Origin of the sequence: Thalassobacillus devorans MSP14 (assembly GCF_000496835.1) — a bacterium.
GTDB lineage: Bacteria > Bacillota > Bacilli > Bacillales > Halobacillaceae > Thalassobacillus > Thalassobacillus devorans_B.
Genome location: NZ_KI543239.1, coordinates 107,574 through 128,101 on the forward strand (window position 1 = coordinate 107,574; position 20,528 = coordinate 128,101).

Here is a 20,528-nt window from a genome sequence, read left to right on the forward strand (position 1 = left end):
CAACTTTACAAACCAGCTTTACCTCTTAAATCACATTTAATATGAGAATGGTCCATGATATATGAGACAAATGTTTCCACTTCAATCGCTTATTTGATTAGATAGAAAAAACCCTCGCGTATTCGAATTCGCGAGGGTTTCATCAGTTATTCAAAAATAGCGTTGGAAAGCAAACGGTACAGATAATAGGTATGATCACGGAATCCGGCTTCTAACCCGATCAACGTCACATCTTTATCCTTCTCCTGTATGATAACAGCTTCTCCAGCGGCTGTTTCACTATTTTTCCAGAAACCTGCCTGGAAAAAGTCAGTTTCTGCAAAAGAGGCTGCCACCGTCTGATCACTCAAATTGGTGTACCAAACTGGATTGTAGACAAAACCGATATCATTTCTGTCATAGCCTGCAGTTAATGGAGAATCTTGATAATCTACGTTCACAATTCCGTTGCTATTACGTCTGCCGGTCTCGATAACAGCATCAGTAAGTCCGATTGTTTTTGTAGCTTTAGAGCCACCGGCTCCGACAGCAATATATTTCCCGCCATCTAAAACAAACTCGTTCACTTGCTGTTGGAAAGTTTCGAATTGCTGAGCGTTCTCTAACCCGAATGGCTTATTGGCGGCAGAAAGCTGATACGAAATCAAGCTTTCGGTTCCGCTGTAGAAGAACACGTCATAGCTGCTCAATCCTTGTTCCGCTACTTGTTGAGGGCTGACTTCATTAACTTCAAACCCTAGCTTTTCAAGAGCGATCCGGGTACCTGAATGAGATTGCGATTTCCAAATGCCTCCGTCTTTTAAAATCGCCACTTCCACACTTTCCAAGGGCTCTGCCTGGGCCGGTATTTTTTTCGTTTCCAATTTTATATTTGAATCTTTGACGAGCGTATGCAGGTCGCTGCCAGGCTGGTTTTCCACGTAAAAGTTACTATTGTTATCTTGATAGACGGTCATTCCACTTTGAAGCAGCTCATTTACAAGGGAAACAGCTTCTGTGGAGCTATTCGGGATTAAATAAGGACCCTTGCCTGAAAGAGCTCCCTCTGCTTTTATGTGATTGACAGCCACGGATTGAACGTCAGGTTCTTTTTGAACTGGAACTGCATTAAATCCCCATAACTCAGGGAAGCTCCAGGCGGAAATATCATACATAGCGGAAGTATCGTCGCTGATATCTTCACCATCCCAGAGGATTGTGTTTGCCAGGCCGGCTTTTGCCTGATTCATAGGAACGATGTATGTTCCAGCTTCATATGTTTTCCCGTCCAGAGTGAAAGGTTGTTTTGCTTTTTCTACTTTAATGTCATTCTGCTTTAAATGCTCGATTGCTTTAAGTGTAGAGTTAGGGTCAACTTCATCCACTGGAAGCACATAAGCTTCCGGGAAGAAACCTTCCTCATGGTCAGGGTGCTGAAAATTGATGCCTCTTTCAAAAATTTCAATCTGGTCTTTGACCATCGCATCTTTATTTTCCGTAGCAAATTTTAGAGCGCCCATTACGGAATTTATTTGCCACTTTACTCCGTCCCAAGTGTTGGATGGGGCTTCGATTGTTGCCCCATATGCACCATGATACATCGCGTACATTGGTGCGAAGATTGGCGGGTAGTCGTCCCAGCCGGCTTCTGCATCCCGGGCGGGGATGTGCACACCTTTAATATTTTGATAGAATTCTGTTTCATAAATTTCTTTATTATTTACAATTTCTGCTTCCATCGCTTCTGCCTGCTCAAGCGCCCACTTGGAGTATAAGTCATATTCATAGTTCGGGTTATGTGGCGGGGTAGTAGGCTCGATTAACCCAGGCTTTTCATCTGAATAATTCACATATCCATGTAAATCCAGAAAAACCATAGGGTTCCATTTCGTAATCAGTTTCACCGATGCTTCTGTTTCCGGTTGGGATTGTGTAATATAGTCACGGTTTAAGTCAATTCCTTCTGCGTTATACCTGGTTGCGTTTACACGACCGTCAGGGTTTACGATTACGTTGAAAATCAGGATATTATTTTCTAAAATCTCTGTTGTCTCCTGGTCGTTTTCAAAAGCAAAACGCTCAATCAGTTGCAAAACTGCATCAGAACCGACGAACTCATTACCATGAATAGAGCCATCAATCATGATCGGGACCTTGAAGTCTGGATGCTTGTCCACCCATTTCTGTGCGTCTTCCGGGTTTTTGAACATTTTATTTCTTAGTGCCTGTATTTTGCCGTATTTTCCTTTAGCTTCAGGGTCACTGATTGTAACAGCGTAAATGTCGCGTCCTTCTGTCGACTGTCCCACGACTTCCAAGGATACCCGGTTGCTGTTTTTTTCAATGCGCTTCAAATCCTCTACTATTTCCTCATACGTAACATAATCATAGTGTTCCGAGTTATACGGACTTTGTTTCTGTGCCAAAGCAGCTTTTGTTGAAGCAATAGCTAACGGCCCCATAATAATAATTGCCAACAAGAGCGCTCGGATAATTATTTTTTGCATATGTAAATCTCTCCCTTCATATTTATTCAACTATATTTATTAATATAAATTCAATAATCTTCCACTCAGATTTTACAAAATCAATAAAATGACCTATCTTTATAGGAATTTTTAACCCTTATAGACTAGGATGAAGGAATATAGGATTTATTCTCTTTTCGCATGCGGGATAGGTCGATAAAAACACCTGGAAGATGTGTTAAAATATGGATATACGTCCAGGTGAAACATACCAGTTCCTTAATCGGGAGGTGAATCAACTGATCACGTATGAAGTTATAGATTCCAGACTAAGTAAAGTTAAACCACTGGATCAGGATATAGTAAGCGAAGAAATCGAAGTGATTGTATCCGATTTTGGTCTGGTAATATCGGAAAAAACGACACTCAGTACTAAAAAGGGTTCTGTGCACTGGCATATTAAGAAACAGAATGAAACAGGCGTCTTAGAAATAACGTATTGGCCGAAGAAAGCAAGGCTCTGGATTGACATACATAGTAATAGACGCAAAGAGTGGAACCTTGGGGTGATTGAGCCCATGGCAAATCGTTTTTCCAGGGAGTTTGGAGGAAGGGTTGAAAAAATCAGTAAATGAGCGCCTTAAACAGACGTTCTTTTTTTGGCAGAGTAGATATCCTGAAATTTTCAGATAAATAATTCTAAAAGTATTGAATTATATATTCTAAAAATATAGAATGTATTTGAGGTGATAAATATGGAATTATTTTCTACAAGCAATAAGGAGCGGGAAACTTACCGTGTGGAAGTGGACTATTCGTTGTTATGGGAAAGCGCATTGGGAATAGCGGCAATCACAAATAAGTCATTGGTACAAACATTGGAACAGCCTCAAAGTTATTGGGAAAATATTAAAACTTCTTTATCAGAAGAAATGAACGGCCACCTGGAATATGTGGAAAAAAATAATACCTGGAAAGCATTGCTGCAATTATTACATGCGAGTGATAAAAAAGATTTAACGGCGTTTCATTCATATGTAAGGGAGCTGCCGGAAAAAGAGATCAGGTACCATTCTATTCCTTACTTAGGGCTTGATATGCAAGGTCTGAGGGAAAAGGCCGCTTCAGGTTCAGAGGAAGCGATTAGTCAGTTAAAGGGTTTTACGTCTAATAATCCTTTCTTTCCCGCCTATATTGAGTTCATTTGTAAAGTCGGGACAGACGAGTTGAAAAGCCACCTCATAAGTGTAATGTCAGGGTGGTATGAGACAGTGATTAAACCTCAAGAAGAAGAGCTGCATGCTATCTTGCAAAGAGATTTGGAAGACAAGCAGCGAATGAGGAAAGAACTTAACTCCGAGCAGTTTGTAGAGTGGGGGACGAATGGGATAACCTATTTGCCAGAGCCGAGTGTATACAAGGTTCTTCTCATTCCTCAATACATCTATCGTCCCTGGAATGTAGAAGCGGATTTGGAAGGAGTAAAAGTCTTTTATTATCCAGTTGCAAATGAAAGCCTGCATCCAGAGGACAAATATGTCCCTAACCAGAAGCTAGTATTAAAATATAAAGCCTTAGGGGATGAAGTTAGGTTGAAGATCATGAAGATGCTCACGGAACAGCCTCGTTCGCTGCAGGATTTGACAAAAGAATTGCAGATGGGAAAAACTACGGTACATCATCATCTTAAAATCCTGAAATCTGCCAGGCTGATAGCTCCAGAAAAATCCCTATACTATGTGCAGCAACAATCTTTGGCAACGCTTCCGAAGGAAATGGATCAATACCTGAGTCGTTTCTAAGGCGTGCTTCCAGGACTTGAAATCTTTTTCTAATTCCTTTATTTTTTATGTAATCGTTTGAGTTAGGGATAATAGTGGTATGTATATAAGGCTATAACTTCAAAATTTGATTACATAAATAATTAGGAGGAGCTATGAAAAACGTAACTTTAGTTTTTTGGTATTCTATTACGATTTGTACAGCTTTTGTACTTTGGGGAGTTTTTGCTCCTGACCATTTAGAGGCGGTTTCCAGTAAGGTTACCGGTTATATTTCAGATGTGTTTGGCTGGTATTATTTATTGATAGTAATGCTTATGTTGGTTTTTTGTGTCTATTTGATTTTTTCACGATTCGGTAAAATCAGGCTTGGAAAAGACGATGAACGTCCTGATTTCAGCTTACCCACCTGGTTTGCGATGTTATTCAGTGCTGGGATGGGAATGGGAATGGTCTTTTGGACAACTGCTGAACCCATCTCCCATGCTTTTAAAAACGCTCCTGTAGCAAAAACGGGTTCAGATCAGGCTATCAAGGATGCGCTGCAGTATTCCTTTTTCCACTGGGGGGTACATGCCTGGGCGGTATATGGTGTAGTCGCTTTGGTCCTTGCTTATTTTAAATTTCACAAAGGGTATCCCGGCTTGATCAGTGCTACCCTGGTTCCGTTGTTCGGTGAAAAAAGTATGGGAGGCCTAGCCGGGAAACTAATTGATACGTTAGCAGTTTTTGCTACAGTAGTTGGGGTTGCAGCGACGCTTGGATTTGGCTCTGCTCAAATTAACGAAGGTTTGGCCTTCCTGTTTAGTACCCCGAATAACTATGGTTTTCAATTACTGATATTATCTGTAGCTACAGCACTATTCATCATTTCTGCATGGTCAGGCATTCATAAAGGAATCAAGTACTTGAGTAATATCAATATGGGGCTCGGCTTCTTATTGCTGATATTATTATTCATTGTCGGGCCAAGTTTGTATATTTTAAATATGTTCACAAGTACACTAGGAAGTTATATCACCAACTTTTTTGAGATGAGTTTCCGGATCGCGCCTTTGAATGAGGAAAACAGGTCATGGATCAATGCCTGGACAATTTTTTACTGGGCGTGGTGGATCTCATGGTCGCCGTTTGTGGGAATCTTCATTGCCCGCATATCCAGAGGCCGAACCATCAAAGAGTTCATGCTTGGCGTATTGGTGGTTCCTTCCCTCGTATGCTTTATCTTCTTCGCAGTATTTGGAGTATCAGCATTGAATTTGGAGCAAAATGGAATGGCTAATATTTCTAAGTTTGCTATGGAGACAGCCACATTCGGAGTGCTTGAACAGTATCCATTAGGTGCGCTGATGTCGTTCATCACTATCTTTGTTATTGCGATATTCTTCATCACTTCTGCTGATTCAGCCACATTTGTACTTGGTATGTTAAGTGCCGGGGGTTCTTTGAATCCTTCAAGTGCTGTCAAAATCATTTGGGGGCTGACATTGTCAGCGATGGCCGCTATCATTGTCTATTTTGGCGGGACACAAGGCTTACAGAATGTGCTGATTATTGCTGCTCTGCCATTTTCGGTCGTCGTCCTATTTATGGGAGCATCATTTTTCAAGGCGGCACGTAAAGAAGTGGCTAAAGAAAAGAAGAGGAAGCGAGTTAAAAATAAAGGAAAATCACTTACTCCAAAAGGGGAAGGATAATTCAACAAAAGAGGGCTGGTACACCTGAGTACCAGCCCTCTTTATTTGCTGTCTGGAAATTATAAAATTTCTTTGTGTGGATGACTTTAAATAGTGGGTCACCAGCTTCAGCGCCTACCTCCCTCGAGGTTTTACTGGGGTGTTGAGTTTTTGTTCCTATTTCCAAAACAATGTAAGCTTCGATATCTTTTTCATAAATTCATCTATCGTCTCCACGTCTTTTTTGGAGTGATTATACCATTTCTGGATCGTATCCAGCAGCCAGTAAGGAACGGGCTTCCCATCGATATAGCGATAGTATGCATCATAACCTTTTTTCAGGTGCTCCCATCGGTAGTCGTTGCCTGGGTTGATATATTCAGATACATCGAGTATTTTGGCCCGGCCATTTTGCAGAAGGATATTTTTCAGGTGAATATCTCTTGGATTCAATCCGTATTCCTTAATGTGGTTTCTTGTTTCTTCTACATCTTGAATGGCTTGTAATGGTATATGGATGCCTTGTAACAGACAATCATATAAAGTCGGTCCTGGTTCATACCGTAATACAAGATAGCGGTCTCCCGCATCATATAGTTTCGATAGATTTGGTATGTCACTAAGTATTTCATAAACTTGCTGTTCGATGTCTTTTTTATAGAGCTTATCATCGGCATATACCTTAAATGCCAGTGAAGGTATATCTTTATGCCGGAAAACGGCTGCATCTGTTCCTACCCCTATGCATTTTAAATGCAGGGAGTTTCCCTGAATAGTAACTGGATTATTGCCGGGGGAGGAACTGACCGTGATTTTCGATAATGCGCCAGCAGCTGCATGCCAATCTTTGGACATTTTTGACCAACGCCCTTCTGTCAGGATGAAAACTCCTTTGGAAATAGTATTCGGAAGAAGGGAGTCTTATTAGTAGGTTTTATTGTAGAAATGTCCCTCCCTGGCGGTTCATAAACATTAACTATTCGTATTGATCGTAATCGTTTCATTTACTTCTTTGGTGTGAAGCAAGTCGCTGACTGTGATGAAAAGCTTTTCCGATCTGAGGAGATAGGACTCAGGGACCGTGAAAGTATAGCTGTTTTTTTCTCTCCTCATGATATTTCCTCCGGAATAGAGGGGATCTCTTTTCTTCTCATTTTTCACCTCGATATTAGTATCCATCCATGGGTTTTCACTCGCAAAACTTGGTGATTCTACGGATAGATACTCTTTGGTGTTTCCCTTATTACGAGGCTGGTAGCGGATGGTAAACTTAGCTCCATCCCGTTTAGTATATTCCACCTTGTCCAACAGTACTTTTGTTTGAAATACTTCGGCAATTTTTACGGCATTCTCTTTATCTATTTTGGTATAGCGGTAGGGAGTGTCTTCATTGTTGATCCAGTCATCATTATAATCAGAAACATCGACTTCCAAAGTGAATGATTGATCGCTGACCGAACTGCTTTGGACGATCGATAATATCATTTCCTTTGGCACTTCGGTATATGGGCTGGTATGGGCAATATACTCAGTTTGTTTGGACTGGTCCTGATGGCGCATAGGGTCGAAATAAGCACGGAAAGTCTCTTCCCGGTCCCCTGTTTTTAACGTTCCTTCCAGATGAGCGGGTTTAGCTTGGTCCTTGGCAAGCGAAAAAGCAATCTGTGTCGACATTACATCCAAATTGATGTTTTTCACTTGCAGAGGAGCGCCCTCCAGATTCAGTGTCTTGTTTACTGGAATGGAAGCTATCTGGTTATCTTTCAGGTCATATTCTATGTGTAAGGTAGTCACACCGGTTTTATAGGTGCTGTCCGGGAGTTCAACGTTAAAATCAACTGATACAGTTTCACTCATTTTCCCGATGGGCTGACCCTGTTCATCCATAAAAGGTCTGGCAGTGGCCAGGAGGTATACCTCCCCATCATATACAACTGCTTCAGCAGAAAATGCTGTATGGAGGGATGGGGGATGTTTGAAAAGTTCTCCATCCAGAGATTCAATTGTCATACGGTTCAAACCGATTTCCTGATAGTTGCTGGAAAGTTGCTTAAGCCCTTCTAAATCTAAACTGTAAAATAAAAAAATTGCCTGATTTGAAAACCAGACTTTATCCAAATGAACTTCACTTTCATGGTCGTTAATGGGTAGTGTCTGATTGATTTCCTGGAAAAGTCCGCGCTCATTCGCAATCTTTATACCAGGGATGTATTTTTCATAATGCTCGTAAACCTCCGCTTTAGAATCCACTTTCGTCCATTGGGCGGGCAGGTCCGCTACCGGTTCTTTATCGTCTTCTGCTTTTGTATTCGGAATGGATGAATCCATCACTGGATCACCCATGAAAAATTGGGTGCCAATAAAAAAACCTAAAATGATAACTCCCGCTATCATAACTTGTACTTTGCTTCTATTGTTTTTCTTCTCTGTCATTTGCCTGTCCCCCGTTATAGCTAGATAATATGTAATTCTGTAAAAAATTGTAGATTCCTGCATTACTTATGAAACGGGCCTGCCAGGAGCCTATGATTTGAAATTAAAGAATGAGTCATGTTACATATAACTATCATCTGGAAATATGAAAAAAATGAGGGGATGTATTGATTAATAAATTCCTCAGTTTTATTGTGAGTTTGATTATTTTACTGTCAATCGTACTATTTTTCGTTTTTTATTTAGAAGAAAACGAAACGGATTTTGAGTTACTGCAAAGGGAAGGAGACGACCCGATGCCGACCGGGCTTCATCCGAAAGTAGCAAAAAAGCGTGATCAGTTAGTTGCGAGAGCGGAAGAAAAGGGAATCGAAGTAGTTATCACGGAAGGATTCCGTACCATTAAGGAACAAGAAGAGATATATGAACGGGGAAGATCTGAAAAAGGTAATATTGTCACCTATGCAGAAGGTGGTGAATCATATCATAACTATGGATTGGCGATTGATTTTGCACTCCGCAATAAGAATGAAAAAGTGATATGGGATACGGAATATGACGGGAATGGTAACGGAAAATCAGATTGGATGGAAGTCGTGGAAATAGCTAAGGATCTGGGTTTTGATTGGGGGGGAGATTGGCGTCGTTTCAAAGATTATCCGCACTTCCAGATGGATATGGGGTACAGTATCCGTGAATTAAAGAACGGGTTCCGGCCGGAAATTCCGAAGGGTTCGGACCAGACACCGAAGGGTGAGTGACGCTGCATCCCTGATAACGCCACACATAGGATGCGTTGCGAAAACGTCATGTATGTGGTAACATTATTTTCTGACAATTATAGTATTTCATCATAGATAATAAAGAAAGAGGTTAGGCGAATGGGCATGAATACACGGTCAATGATCTTCACCTTGTACGGGGATTATATCAGACACTATGGCAACGAAATCTGGATCGGCAGTCTAATCAGCCTGCTTAAAGAATTCGGCCATAATGAACAGGCTGTCAGGGCGGCGATTTCCCGTATGTATAAACAAGGTTGGGTAGAATCGACGAAAAAAGGGAACAAAAGCTATTATTATTTGACCGAACGCGGAGTCAACCGGATGGAAGAAGCTGCGGACAGGATTTTCAAATTCAAGCCGGCACAATGGGATGGCAAATGGCGAATGCTGATGTATACCATTCCTGAAACGAAGCGGAACGCTCGTGATGAGTTCCGGAAAGAATTGGTGTGGAGCGGTTTCGGAGCCATGTCGACTTCTACGTGGATCTCGCCGAATGATTTAGAAAAACAGGTCAAAGATTTAGTTGAAAAATATGAAATTGAACCTTACGTCGAATTCTTTGTTTCCGAGTATAAAGGCCCGAATAAGGATGCTCAACTGGTAGAGAAGTGCTGGAACCTTGAAGAGATAAACGAGAAATATAAAGAGTTCATTTCCTATTATAGTCAGAAATTCATTATCGACCGGAATAAGATACAAAAAGGTGAAATGACGGATGCAGAGTGTTTTGTTGAACGCACAAGCCTGGTGCATGAATACCGTAAATTCTTATTTGTGGATCCGGGTCTCCCGGAGGAATTACTGCCAAAGAAATGGCTGGGCAACCACGCAGCCACTTTGTTCAGTGATTATTACCGCGCATTGGCAGAACCTGCTTCCCGATTCTTTGAACAAGTCTTCAAGGAAGGAAATGAAATCAAGCATAAAGATGAATCCTATAATGTTCTGGATCACCCATTAATGATCGAACCTTAAAAAGCCGCCTCACAAGAGACGGCTTTTAGCTTGGCTTTGTTAATTCTCAGTGTTGATTTTAAAGATAAGCTCCCTTTTCCTGAAGACTCAGTTTCGAGAGAAACTGTTTCCGTTATGGCGATAAGCGTTTGGAGGCCCGGGAAATCACTCGCTTTCCATGGGGGTACGGTGAGCTTCCTCGGGCTAAAGCCCTGCGGGATCTCACCATGTACTCTACTCCCATAGGAGTCTCGCAATTTCCCGGCCCTCCTTGCATTTGTAAGACTAACGGAAACATCGATATGCGGAACCACCATCTTAACAGCTGAAAAGAGCTTATGTCCTGAATCATTGAGCTTTTCATGCAGTAAATGTGGAAGGTATCTTCTCCCAACGTAGGGTTCGTTCGTCAAAATATGGATAAGGTGGCGGGGAAACGGTGAGACTCCCGTGGGAAAAGGGGCTAGGCGAGACCCCACAGGTCGTGAAACGGCCGAGGAGGCTTGCCAGCCTCCCCCACAGGAAAGCGAATCGTTTTCCAGCCACCCTTTCGCCTGTCTCGGTAACGAACCCAAATTACTTTGAAACTGAGTCTTCCACAATTCGGCCATATTGTTGAATAAGTCGTTTATTTACTCGATTTGTTCTTTGTACTCTTTTCCTTTCTGAACATATGTATCGATCGACAACTGGATCAGTTCAAAATCCTTCTCATTCAATTCGCGGACTACCTTGCCGGGAGACCCGACAACCAGGGATCTCGGTGGTATTTGTTTTCCGGGTGGAATCAGTGTGTTAGCACCGATAATCGATTCTTCCCCAATGACTGCACCATCAAGAATCGTAGATCCCATGCCGATGATACAACGGCTTTCCACTGTGCAACCATGCAGGATGACGTTATGTCCAACGGTCACCTCATCCTTCACAATAAGGGGAGATTCTTCATATAAATGACACGTTGTATTATCCTGAATGCTGCATTTTTCTCCTATCTTTATTGGCGCTTCATCCCCTCGTAGTACAGCGTTGAACCAGATGCTTGACTCCTTGCCTACCGATACATCTCCGATCACATGGGCCCCTGGCGCGATGAACACCGAAGTGTCAACTTCCGGCTTTTTTCCTCCGTAAATATGGATCATCCTCTTCCTCCTTATCGTTGTGTAAAGATTAAAAATATTATAACATTATTTATACGAAGGAGGAAAATTATGAAGCATGTTTGTGATGCATTGAATATCCGCTATCCTATCATTCAAGGCGGTATGGGTAACATCAGCAATGCCCCGCTTGCTGCCGCTGTTTCGGAAGCTGGAGGTTTAGGCACGATCGGTGCAGGAACGATGGCACCGGAAGAACTGGAACCAATCATCATAGAAACGAAGGAAAGAACCGTTCGCCCGTTTGCTGTCAATGTTGCGATCAAGGTTACCCCATATTTACAAGACATAATGGAACTTATCATCAAACATGATGTTCCTGTGGTGTCTTTATCTGCGGGAAACCCAGCACCCCTTATTCCTGGCTTGAAGGAGCATGGTAAGAAGATTATTACCGTCACTGCTTCGGTCAAGCAAGCGGTCAAAGCCGGTCAGGCAGGGGCAGATGTCATTGTCGCGGAAGGTTATGAGGCAGCTGGGATCAACTCGAACCTGGAGTTGACTACGTTGACATTAATCCCTCAGATCGTTGATTCTGTCGATTTGCCCGTGCTTGCCGCTGGCGGTATCGGGGATGGGAGAGGGTTGGCCGCGGTTCTTGCTTTAGGTGCCAACGGTGTACAGATGGGGACACGCCTGATCGCTACACAGGAAGCACCCTTTCATGAATCATATAAACGCACGCTGTTAGAAGCGCATGAAAATGATACAGTGATTGTCGGTCGATCGGTCGGGCGTGTGCGTAGAGTCATGAACACACCGTATAGCCAGAAGCTGCTTGATTATGAAAAAGAAGGCGTACCTTTAAAACAATTCAATGAAATGACTTCAGAAGATTATCACAAAATCGGTGCCCTGGAGGGACGTTTGGATGAAGGTTTTATCAATGGAGGTCAGATATCCGGTTTGGTTAGCGATATCCCGACAGTTGCTGAGCTTATCGAGTCCATGATGGACATTGCTTATGCAAGGGTAGACCAGTTACATAAAAATTTTCGTTCCACGGATGTAAAGTGACCTGCAGCTTATCAGCTGCAGGTTTTTTGCATTTTCTAGGAAATTATAAAATTTTCTTTGGGCGGATCACTTTAAGTAGCGGGTCACATCCAGCTTCAGCGCTTACCCCCTCGAGGTCTTAAGACTATCCTCTTTGTGATTAGAAAAGCTTGGCTTATCGCCGGGTCGTTATGGCGCAAACCTTAGTTTTTAAGTTTTGGCAAAGGTTCTAATCTCTGCTAATCATGCAGGAGAATGAGGATTATAGTCGAATTAATAATAATAAAACAATAGTAAATATTCTGAAAACAAATTGACGCAATCTGATGCTGATGATAATATAACGGTAATAACACGTTATTAATGTTGTTTATCATATTAACCTGAATTGTCAGTGACAGGAGTGCTGCTGAGGCGATTGCCGGATAGTGTTCCTGTTATAATAAAAAATTTTAAGGGGGACCAAGATGAAAAAAGGATTAGCTGGTGTAGTGATAATGCTGTTGGCAAGTATGGTTTTACTTGCCGGATGTAACAGTGACGCCTCCGGTGATGAGAAAGTTACCATCGGTGTTACGCAGATTGTGGAACATCCATCTTTGGATGCAGCTTTTGAAGGGTTCAAAGAAGCTTTAGCTGAGAATGGGTATGTCGAAGGAGAAAATGTTACATACGATGTTCAAATCGCCCAGGGTGATATGAACAATGCCCAGTCGATTGCCAATAACTTTGTCGGGGACAAAGTTGACTTGATTTTTGCGAACGCTACTCCTAGCGCTCAAAGCGCGTTGAATGCAACCAAAGATATCCCGATTATTTTCACTTCGGTAACCGATCCGGTCGGTGCAAATCTGGTTGCGTCATTTGATGAACCAGGTGAAAACATTACGGGAACCTCTGATACACATCCAGATGCTATTCCTCAAACTATTAATTTTATTGTCGATGAATTGAAACCTGAAAGTATCGGTGTCATTTACAATTCTGGTGAACAAAATTCCACTGTACAGGTGGACGTCATCAAAGATGTCTTAAAAGATACAAACGTTGAATTGGTAGAAGCATCTATTTCAACGTCTGCTGAAGTGAAACAAGCGGCAGAATCACTGGTTGGCCGTGCTGATGCTATCTATATCCCTACCGATAACACGGTTGTTTCTGCTTTGGAGTCCGTGATAGATGTTGCTCAAAAAGAAGACATCCCAATGTTCGCGGGAGAGTTGGATTCTGTCAAAGCTGGTGCAGTAGCCGGCAGTGGATTCAGCTATAAAGACCTTGGCTACGAAACTGGTGAAATGGCCGCACAAGTCCTGGATGGAGACAAGGAGCCTTCCGAAATTCCAGTATCTTATCCTAAGAACTTGAAGCTGGTCATAAATAAAGAAGCAGCGGAAGCTCAAGGTCTGGAAATCAAGGAGGAATGGGGCGAAATCGCTGAATTCTACGAGGGAGAATAAGTGGAAAGGATGATTCAACTTGTTTACGGCAATCTTTGGTTCACTAGAATCAGGTATCATCTACGCAATCATGGCTTTGGGAGTCTACTTATCATTCCGAATCCTGGATTTTCCCGACCTGACTGTTGATGGCAGCTTTGTTACAGGTGCTGCAGTAGCAGCCGTCATGATCGTGAATGGTGCTAACCCGTTTATTGCCACTGTCATTGCTTTAGTCATCGGTTTTCTGGCGGGTTGTATTACCGGGATGCTTCATACGATTGGAAAAATAAATGCATTATTATCGGGGATATTGATGATGATTGCGCTTTATTCTATTAATCTCAGAATAATGGGCAGGTCGAATATACCTTTACTCAATGAAGAGACAGCTTTCACTACTGTCTCTTCGTTCTGGGAAAAACTCGGTATCGATCCCATTCTGAATAAAGGTTTGGAATTGATAGGTTTAGGTGACAGTTTACCTTCTACCTGGGGCATATTATTTTTCATGGTTATCGTTACATTATTGATCAAGTTTACAACTGACCGTTTTTTGAAGACGGAAATCGGTCTGGCTGTACGGGCGACAGGAGATAACAAACGGATGATCCGCAGTTTTTCCGCTAATACCAATATGCTTGTCATATTAGGACTGGGGTTATCCAATGCTATGGTCGCTTTTTCAGGAGCGTTGATTGCCCAGTACGGATCCTTTGCTGATGTCGGTATGGGGATTGGGATGATCATCATCGGCCTAGCCTCTGTCATCATAGGAGAGGCGCTTTTCGGTACAAAAACGATTGCAAGAACTACGCTTGCTGTCGTTGGGGGTGCAATCATTTACCGGATCGTTGTCAGTTTGGCGCTCCGAGTTGAATTTCTGGAAACAGGGGATATGAAATTGATTACAGCCACCATCGTCATTTTAGCTTTGACCTTACCAAAAATGATTGAAAGCCAGCGGGAAAAGAAACGTAAGAAGCAGAAGCATAAAGAAATCATGATGGATATACCAATGGAAAGCGGGGGAGAGCAACGTGCTGCAGCTAAATAGGATCCACAAGGTATTCAATGAAAACACACCGGATGAAAAAATAGCGCTGGACGATGTTGACCTTTCCATGAATTCCGGAGATTTCGTGACGGTTATCGGAAGTAACGGTGCAGGCAAGTCCACGCTGATGAATATCATTTCAGGTGTGCTGCTTCCAGATACAGGGATGGTAGGCATCGACGGAAAAGATGTCAGCCTTGTTCCTGAATATAAGCGTTCCAAGCTGATCGGGCGAGTATTCCAGGATCCGATGGCGGGAACCGCTCCTACAATGACCATCGAGGAAAACTTAGCGATGGCCTATTCCAGGAATAGAAGGAGGACATTGCGAAAAGGTGTGACTAAAAGTCGCCGGGCTTTCTTCAAAGAAGTATTAGAGACACTCCATTTGGGTCTGGAAGACAGGCTGAATGTAAAAGTAGGGCTTCTTTCCGGTGGGGAGAGGCAGGCGCTGTCCTTATTGATGGCTACATTTACAGAACCTGCAATACTGCTTTTGGATGAACACACAGCTGCACTTGACCCATCACGAGCAGAATTGATCACCAACTTGACTAAGGAAATCGTTGCCAAGTATAACCTTACTACTCTGATGGTTACCCATAATATGCAGCAGGCTTTGGATTTGGGCAACCGTTTGATCATGATGGATAAAGGACAAATCATTTTGAAAGTTGACGAGCAGGAGAAGAACCATCTGACTGTAGATAAATTGATGGCTGAATTCCAGCGGATACGAGGCGAACAGATGGCTAACGATCGCGCATTGCTAAGTTAATAAGCGGGTCCCCTGTCATGAAAATCTCCGGCTCCGGAATGTGACAGGGTACATAGAAAGTAGTATGGTAGAGACTAAGAATAAGAGGTGAGCATAATGAAGCCAGGCATGCGGGAAGGGCAAACAGCTTCCGTCCAAACGAAAGTGACGGATGAGATGTTCGCGCAATTTGGAGGTGAGGTCGTCCACCCGACTTTTTCCACTGTATCGCTTGTCTATTATATGGAATGGGCTTCGAGGAAGATCATTTTGCCCTACCTGGAAGATAGTGAAGAAGGAATGGGCGGTGCTATCTCTGTTAAACATGTCAGCCCTGCTCCAGAGGGTGTCACCATCGACATCACCGCCACGGTGACAGCGATAAAGAAGAATATAGTGGTCACGGAAGTGGTGGCAGAAAATGAAGGCAATATCATTGGCAAGGGAGAAGTAAGGCAGGTCATCCTTCCTAAAGTAAAGATAAGAGAAATGTTGCAGGTGGAAATACAATCTAAGTAAAATTTTTATTTGCAACAAATGAAAGCGCTTACTGGGAAAGTATTGCAAAAGGGGGACTCATGATGAATATGTTTGAGCGGATTAGTGAGCATCAACAGGTGCTATTTTGTAATGATCAGGCAACAGGTTTGAAAGCGATTATCGCGATTCATAACACGACACTTGGTCCGGCTCTTGGCGGGTGCAGGATGCAGCCTTACGAAAGTGTCGATGCAGCCTTGGAAGATGTGCTGCGTCTGTCCAAAGGGATGACGTACAAATGTGCGGCAGCCGATGTCGATTTTGGCGGGGGGAAAGCCGTTATCATCGGTGATCCGGCAAAAGATAAAAACCCTGAATTGTTCCGTGCGTTCGGGCAGTTTGTCGAGTCATTGAATGGGCGTTTCTACACAGGGACAGACATGGGTACCACTCCTGGAGATTTTGTGCATGCATTAAAAGAAACGAACTGCATTGTAGGTGTAGAAGAAGAATATGGAGGCAGTGGCGATTCATCTGTGCCCACTGCTCTCGGGGTCATTTATGGCATAAAAGCCACGAACCAGGCAGTATGGGGAAGCAAAGAGCTGGGAGATAAAACCTATGCCATCCAGGGTTTAGGAAAAGTTGGAGCTAAAGTGGCGGAGCACCTCCTCCAGGAAGGAGCCAATCTGTATGTTACGGATATCAACCAGTCAGCCATCGATGAGGTTTTATCAAAGTCGAAAGAATATAACGGTTTTGTAAAAGTAGTCAATGATAAAGAGATTTATCATGTGGAAGCTGATGTTTTCGTACCGTGTGCATTTGGCGGGGTCATCAATGATGAGACAATCGAGCAGCTGAAGGTAAGAGCGGTAGCAGGATCAGCGAATAACCAGCTGTTGGATATCCATCACGGGAAGATATTGCAGGAAAAGGGCATCCTTTACGCACCTGATTACATCGTCAATGCAGGTGGATTGATTCAGGTCGCAGATGAATTGTATGAACCGAACAAAGCAAGGGTCTTGAGAAAAACGAAAGCTATCTATACATCATTATTGGATGTTTTTCAGGAATCGATGGATAGCGGCATCTGTACAGTGGAAGCTTCTAATCTGTTATGTGAAAGACGGATTGAATCCCGTGCCCAGCGTAATAGCTTCTTCAGTCATATGAAGCGGCCGAAATGGGCTGTGCGAAATTAACCAAGTAGTTAATGCCTTAAAAAAGGGTGATTCGATGGAAAATGACTTTCCTATAAAAATGTGGATAGATGTAAATGGAAACGTCCAGGAAAAAGAATATCAAGAAGTGGTGACGGAGAAGCGGGCTAGAACATTCTACCAACAGCTGATTCGCATCCGTACATTTGACAGGAAGGGGATTAGTCTGCAGCGCCAGGGGAGAATTGGCACTTACGCCCCGTTTGAAGGTCAGGAAGCCAGCCAGGTAGGAAGTGCGCTGGCTCTGGAGGCGAATGACTGGATGTTCCCGTCATATCGGGATCATGGGGCAACGATGACTTTCGGGCATTCCTTGAAAAATATCTTACTGTTTTGGAATGGAAGGAATGAAGGGTGTATTCCACCTGCAGGGAAGAATATCTTTCCCCCGGGGATTCCGATTGCAACTCAGTTGCCGCATGCGGTGGGGGCTGCATTCGCAGAAAAACGGAAAGGAACAAAAAACGCTGCCATCGTTTACTTTGGGGATGGCGCAACCTCAGAAGGAGATTTTCATGAAGGGTTGAACATGGCCAGTGTGTTCGAGGCGCCAGTCGTATTTTTTAATCAGAATAACGGCTATGCCATTTCTGTGCCAATGGAAAAACAAATGAATACAAAAACAATCGCCCAAAAAGCCCTGGCCTATGATATGCCCGGGGTCCGGGTGGATGGCAACGATGTTTTCGCTGTTTACGCTGAAACTTTGAAGGCGCTTGACCGTGCGCGCAACGGGAAAGGGCCGACGTTGATCGAAGCGGTGACCTGGCGTTATGGGGCGCATACAACGGCAGATGATCCGACTAAATATAGGGATCAGAAGGAAAGTGATCGGAGGCGGGAAGAGACGGATCCTGTACTACGGGTGGAACGGCTGATGAAAAATCAAGGATGGTTTGATGAACAGTGGGCGGAAGAAGTTAAGAATCAAGCGGCTCACGAAGTAGATGCCTCAGTTGCTGAGATGGAAAGTTTTCCGCCTGCTGACCCTAATGACATCTTTGACCATGTGTTCGCGGAACCCACCTGGCAGCTAGAGGAGCAAAAGCAACAATACTTTGAAGCGAAAAAGGGGGTTGCCGTATGGAATCAACAACAGCAGTAAAGAAGAAAACGATGACCCTTGTCCAGGCAATCACAGATGGGATGCGTACGATGCTGGAAGAAGATGAAAGGGTGCTGGTGCTGGGAGAAGATGTCGGGAAGAACGGGGGTGTATTCCGGGCAACCGATCACCTTCAGGATGAATTCGGTGAGGATCGTGTCATGGATACTCCATTAAGCGAAGCGGGGTTCATCGGTGCAGCGATTGGGATGTCTGTCAACGGGCTGCGCCCTGTAGCCGAAATTCAGTTTCTTGGTTTCATTTATCCTGCTTATGAACAGATCATGACGCATGCCTCTCGGCTCCGTTCCAGAACAATGGGGCATTACACTGTGCCGATGGTGATCCGTGCTCCATATGGGGCGGGGGTTCGTGCACCGGAAATCCATTCCGACAGTACGGAAGCGATTTTCACCCATATGCCTGGCCTGAAAGTCGTCTGTCCAGCATCACCGTCAGATGCGAAAGGCCTTTTGATTGCTGCTATCGAAGACCCTGACCCTGTTTTATATTTGGAACCGATGCGCTGCTATCGTTCTTCACGAGAAGAAGTAGCAGAAGGAAAATATACGGTTGAAATCGGAAAAGCGAAAAAGGTACAGGAAGGGGAGGATGTAACTGTCATCACCTGGGGAGCAATGGTTCCCGTCGCTGCCAAAGCAGTAAAAGAAATGGAAGTGAGCGGTGTTTCCTGTGAACTTATCGATCTCCGAACGCTGTATCCGATCGACCGGAATACAATTGCCGAATCAGTACAAAAAACCGGGCGTACAGTCATTGTCCATGAAGCCCACGGAACCGGTGGTGTGGGAAATGATGTACTTGCAGTTGTCAATGATACGTCTTTCCTTTATCAGAAAGCCCCGGTTGAGCGTGTGACCGGTTTTGATTCACCGGTACCATTTTTCGGATTTGAAGATGAATACCTGCCGACTCCGGCAAGGGTAAAGAACGCAATCGAAAAGGTGATCAAGTTTTGACGGGGGAGGATGACCATGGTTGAAATTAAGCTTCATGACATCGGAGAAGGGATGACCGAAGCTGAGGTTACACATTTTCTTGTGAAGCCTGGTGATGAGGTAGTTGTCGATCAACCGGTGGTAGAAGTTTCTACAGATAAAATGACAGCGGAAATCCCGGCTCCACAGCAAGGGGTCGTAAAGGAACTGTTAGTGGAAGAAGGAAAGACCATTTCCATTGGGACTACGGTTGTAGTGCTCGAAACAGCCGGTGAAGCGGAACGGGAAACCGCCGCCACACTGGAATTAGAGAAAGAACCGGTAAAAGCAGAAACACCGTATGTGCAAAGCTTTGAAGTCACCGCTCCTGACCGGCGTGTCAAGGCTGCGCCTTACACAAGGAAAGTGGCGCGTGAGCTTGGTGTTGATATAGAACAGGTACAAGGTACAGGTATAAGAGGGAGAATCACTGTGGACGACGTCAAACGTTTTGCTGCTGTGCCGGAAACGTCAGCACCTGAGGAGATTAAAACCCAGGAGGTAAGTGAGGAATCAGTGGATAAGTCCGAGATGATTCCTTTCCGTGGCAGAAGAAAGCAGATTGCCAATAAAATGACAAAGTCTCTTTTCACTATTCCTCATTGCACCCACTTCGAAGAAATAGATGTTTCTGAATTGCTTGATATCAGGCAAGAACTGAAGCAGGAAGACTTAGCTATTTCCGCGACAGCTTTTTTTATCAAAGCAGTATCCGTGGCGCTTCAGGAGTTTCCGGTTTTCAATGCCAGGCTCGACGAAGAGAATGAAGCCATCCGGCTGGTAAAGGAGCATCATATCGGAATTGCTACCGATACAGCTGAGGGGCTGATTGTTCCCGTACTTAAAGATGTGGAGAAAAAATCATTGCAGACGATCCATGAAGAAATGAAAGAACTGACAGAAAAAGCGGCTGGCAATCGCTTGAAGCGTGAGGAAATGACAGGAAGCACATTTACTATCAGCAATGTCGGACCACTGGGAGGCAGTATCGGGGCTACACCGATCATCAATTATCCGGAAGTCGGGTTGATGGCTTTTCATAAAACAAAGAAACGTCCGATGGTGGTCCATGATGAGATAGCCATCCGGTCGATGATGAATATTTCGATGGTATTCGATCACCGGGTGGCAGACGGTGGTACGGCTGTCGCGTTTACCAACCGGGTGCAGGCCTTAATTGAACGTCCTTATTTACTATTAATTGACTTGAAATGATTTTTAATAAATT

The 20,528-nt window shown here is 43.7% G+C and carries 18 protein-coding genes; 14 read left to right on the plus strand and 4 right to left on the minus strand.

From position 1 onward, the window contains the following. Positions 1 to 146: 146 nt before the first annotated feature. A complete protein-coding gene (locus tag P855_RS0119550) occupies positions 147 to 2,486 on the minus strand; it encodes a M14 family zinc carboxypeptidase (RefSeq protein ID WP_028785122.1) in 2,340 nt (779 codons plus the stop codon). Positions 2,487 to 2,692: 206 nt separating this feature from the next. Here P855_RS0119550 and P855_RS0119555 point away from each other — a divergent pair, with 206 nt between their 5' ends. The 3 genes from P855_RS0119555 (at position 2,693) to P855_RS0119565 (ending at position 5,925) form a co-directional block, all read left to right on the plus strand. Next, complete coding sequence (locus tag P855_RS0119555; protein ID WP_028785123.1) at positions 2,693 to 3,082, plus strand: hypothetical protein; 390 nt, start codon at positions 2,693 to 2,695, stop codon at positions 3,080 to 3,082. A 120-nt stretch (positions 3,083 to 3,202) separates the two neighbouring features. Beyond that, positions 3,203 to 4,249: an ArsR/SmtB family transcription factor gene (locus P855_RS0119560; protein WP_028785124.1), complete on the plus strand. Its 1,047-nt coding sequence runs from the start codon at positions 3,203 to 3,205 to the stop codon at positions 4,247 to 4,249. 134 nt (positions 4,250 to 4,383) lie between these two features. Continuing rightward, positions 4,384 to 5,925, plus strand: a complete 1,542-nt coding sequence (locus P855_RS0119565; RefSeq protein ID WP_028785125.1) for a BCCT family transporter — start codon at positions 4,384 to 4,386, stop codon at positions 5,923 to 5,925. A gap of 156 nt (positions 5,926 to 6,081) precedes the next feature. On the opposite strand, the gene P855_RS0119570 is transcribed toward P855_RS0119565, so the two are convergent. Both P855_RS0119570 and P855_RS0119575 read right to left on the minus strand, forming a co-directional pair. Further along, positions 6,082 to 6,759, minus strand: coding sequence for a serine/threonine protein kinase (locus tag P855_RS0119570; RefSeq protein ID WP_028785126.1), 678 nt, complete (start codon positions 6,757 to 6,759; stop codon positions 6,082 to 6,084). 117 nt (positions 6,760 to 6,876) lie between these two features. Further along, positions 6,877 to 8,337 (minus strand): hypothetical protein, encoded by a 1,461-nt coding sequence (locus P855_RS0119575; protein WP_028785127.1) that lies wholly within the window; start codon positions 8,335 to 8,337, stop codon positions 6,877 to 6,879. 167 nt (positions 8,338 to 8,504) lie between these two features. Here P855_RS0119575 and P855_RS0119580 point away from each other — a divergent pair, with 167 nt between their 5' ends. Both P855_RS0119580 and paaX read left to right on the plus strand, forming a co-directional pair. Next, a complete protein-coding gene (locus P855_RS0119580) occupies positions 8,505 to 9,098 on the plus strand; it encodes a M15 family metallopeptidase (protein ID WP_235062690.1) in 594 nt (197 codons plus the stop codon). A gap of 126 nt (positions 9,099 to 9,224) precedes the next feature. Then, positions 9,225 to 10,103, plus strand: coding sequence for a phenylacetic acid degradation operon negative regulatory protein PaaX (paaX, locus tag P855_RS0119585; protein ID WP_028785129.1), 879 nt, complete (start codon positions 9,225 to 9,227; stop codon positions 10,101 to 10,103). Between the two features lie 611 nt (positions 10,104 to 10,714). Here paaX and P855_RS0119595 read toward each other — a convergent pair. Continuing rightward, on the minus strand, positions 10,715 to 11,227 hold the full coding sequence (locus P855_RS0119595) for a gamma carbonic anhydrase family protein (RefSeq protein WP_028785131.1): 513 nt from the start codon (positions 11,225 to 11,227) through the stop codon (positions 10,715 to 10,717). Between the two features lie 69 nt (positions 11,228 to 11,296). Here P855_RS0119595 and P855_RS0119600 point away from each other — a divergent pair, with 69 nt between their 5' ends. The 9 genes from P855_RS0119600 to P855_RS0119640 all read left to right on the plus strand — a co-directional run bounded on the left by P855_RS0119600 (position 11,297) and on the right by P855_RS0119640 (position 20,515). Further along, positions 11,297 to 12,262 carry an NAD(P)H-dependent flavin oxidoreductase gene (locus P855_RS0119600; protein ID WP_028785132.1) on the plus strand — a complete coding sequence of 322 codons (966 nt, stop codon included), beginning with the start codon at positions 11,297 to 11,299 and terminating at the stop codon, positions 12,260 to 12,262. Positions 12,263 to 12,708: 446 nt separating this feature from the next. Beyond that, entirely contained in the window at positions 12,709 to 13,698 is a 990-nt protein-coding gene (locus P855_RS0119605; protein WP_028785133.1) for an ABC transporter substrate-binding protein, read from the plus strand. Positions 13,699 to 13,717: 19 nt separating this feature from the next. After that, positions 13,718 to 14,734, plus strand: coding sequence for an ABC transporter permease (locus P855_RS0119610; protein ID WP_028785134.1), 1,017 nt, complete (start codon positions 13,718 to 13,720; stop codon positions 14,732 to 14,734). Beyond that, positions 14,718 to 15,512: an ABC transporter ATP-binding protein gene (locus P855_RS0119615; protein WP_028785135.1), complete on the plus strand. Its 795-nt coding sequence runs from the start codon at positions 14,718 to 14,720 to the stop codon at positions 15,510 to 15,512. The genes P855_RS0119610 and P855_RS0119615 overlap by 17 nt, the downstream gene beginning before the upstream one ends. A 96-nt stretch (positions 15,513 to 15,608) precedes the next feature. After that, a complete protein-coding gene (locus P855_RS0119620; RefSeq protein WP_028785136.1) occupies positions 15,609 to 16,010 on the plus strand; it encodes a thioesterase family protein in 402 nt (133 codons plus the stop codon). Positions 16,011 to 16,072: 62 nt separating this feature from the next. Then, positions 16,073 to 17,179 (plus strand): Leu/Phe/Val dehydrogenase, encoded by a 1,107-nt coding sequence (locus P855_RS0119625; protein ID WP_200865976.1) that lies wholly within the window; start codon positions 16,073 to 16,075, stop codon positions 17,177 to 17,179. Between the two features lie 34 nt (positions 17,180 to 17,213). Next, on the plus strand, positions 17,214 to 18,302 hold the full coding sequence (gene pdhA / locus P855_RS0119630) for a pyruvate dehydrogenase (acetyl-transferring) E1 component subunit alpha (protein WP_028785138.1): 1,089 nt from the start codon (positions 17,214 to 17,216) through the stop codon (positions 18,300 to 18,302). Then, complete coding sequence (locus tag P855_RS0119635) at positions 18,281 to 19,282, plus strand: alpha-ketoacid dehydrogenase subunit beta (RefSeq protein WP_028785139.1); 1,002 nt, start codon at positions 18,281 to 18,283, stop codon at positions 19,280 to 19,282. Before pdhA ends, P855_RS0119635 begins: the two co-directional genes overlap by 22 nt. Positions 19,283 to 19,297: 15 nt before the next feature. After that, the gene (locus tag P855_RS0119640; RefSeq protein WP_028785140.1) at positions 19,298 to 20,515 is read left to right on the plus strand and encodes a dihydrolipoamide acetyltransferase family protein; all 1,218 of its coding nucleotides are present in this window, start codon (positions 19,298 to 19,300) and stop codon (positions 20,513 to 20,515) included. Positions 20,516 to 20,528: the final 13 nt, after the last annotated feature.

Coding starts and splice junctions, on each gene's coding strand:
- P855_RS0119550 (WP_028785122.1), bottom strand. CDS start 2,486: ATGCAAAAAATAATTATCCGAGCGCTCTTGTTGGCAATTATTATTATG.
- P855_RS0119555 (WP_028785123.1), top strand. CDS start 2,693: ATGGATATACGTCCAGGTGAAACATACCAGTTCCTTAATCGGGAGGTG.
- P855_RS0119560 (WP_028785124.1), top strand. CDS start 3,203: ATGGAATTATTTTCTACAAGCAATAAGGAGCGGGAAACTTACCGTGTG.
- P855_RS0119565 (WP_028785125.1), top strand. CDS start 4,384: ATGAAAAACGTAACTTTAGTTTTTTGGTATTCTATTACGATTTGTACA.
- P855_RS0119570 (WP_028785126.1), bottom strand. CDS start 6,759: ATGTCCAAAGATTGGCATGCAGCTGCTGGCGCATTATCGAAAATCACG.
- P855_RS0119575 (WP_028785127.1), bottom strand. CDS start 8,337: ATGACAGAGAAGAAAAACAATAGAAGCAAAGTACAAGTTATGATAGCG.
- paaX (WP_028785129.1), top strand. CDS start 9,225: ATGAATACACGGTCAATGATCTTCACCTTGTACGGGGATTATATCAGA.
- P855_RS0119595 (WP_028785131.1), bottom strand. CDS start 11,227: ATGATCCATATTTACGGAGGAAAAAAGCCGGAAGTTGACACTTCGGTG.
- P855_RS0119600 (WP_028785132.1), top strand. CDS start 11,297: ATGAAGCATGTTTGTGATGCATTGAATATCCGCTATCCTATCATTCAA.
- P855_RS0119605 (WP_028785133.1), top strand. CDS start 12,709: ATGAAAAAAGGATTAGCTGGTGTAGTGATAATGCTGTTGGCAAGTATG.
- P855_RS0119620 (WP_028785136.1), top strand. CDS start 15,609: ATGAAGCCAGGCATGCGGGAAGGGCAAACAGCTTCCGTCCAAACGAAA.
- P855_RS0119625 (WP_200865976.1), top strand. CDS start 16,073: ATGAATATGTTTGAGCGGATTAGTGAGCATCAACAGGTGCTATTTTGT.
- pdhA (WP_028785138.1), top strand. CDS start 17,214: ATGGAAAATGACTTTCCTATAAAAATGTGGATAGATGTAAATGGAAAC.
- P855_RS0119635 (WP_028785139.1), top strand. CDS start 18,281: ATGGAATCAACAACAGCAGTAAAGAAGAAAACGATGACCCTTGTCCAG.
- P855_RS0119640 (WP_028785140.1), top strand. CDS start 19,298: ATGGTTGAAATTAAGCTTCATGACATCGGAGAAGGGATGACCGAAGCT.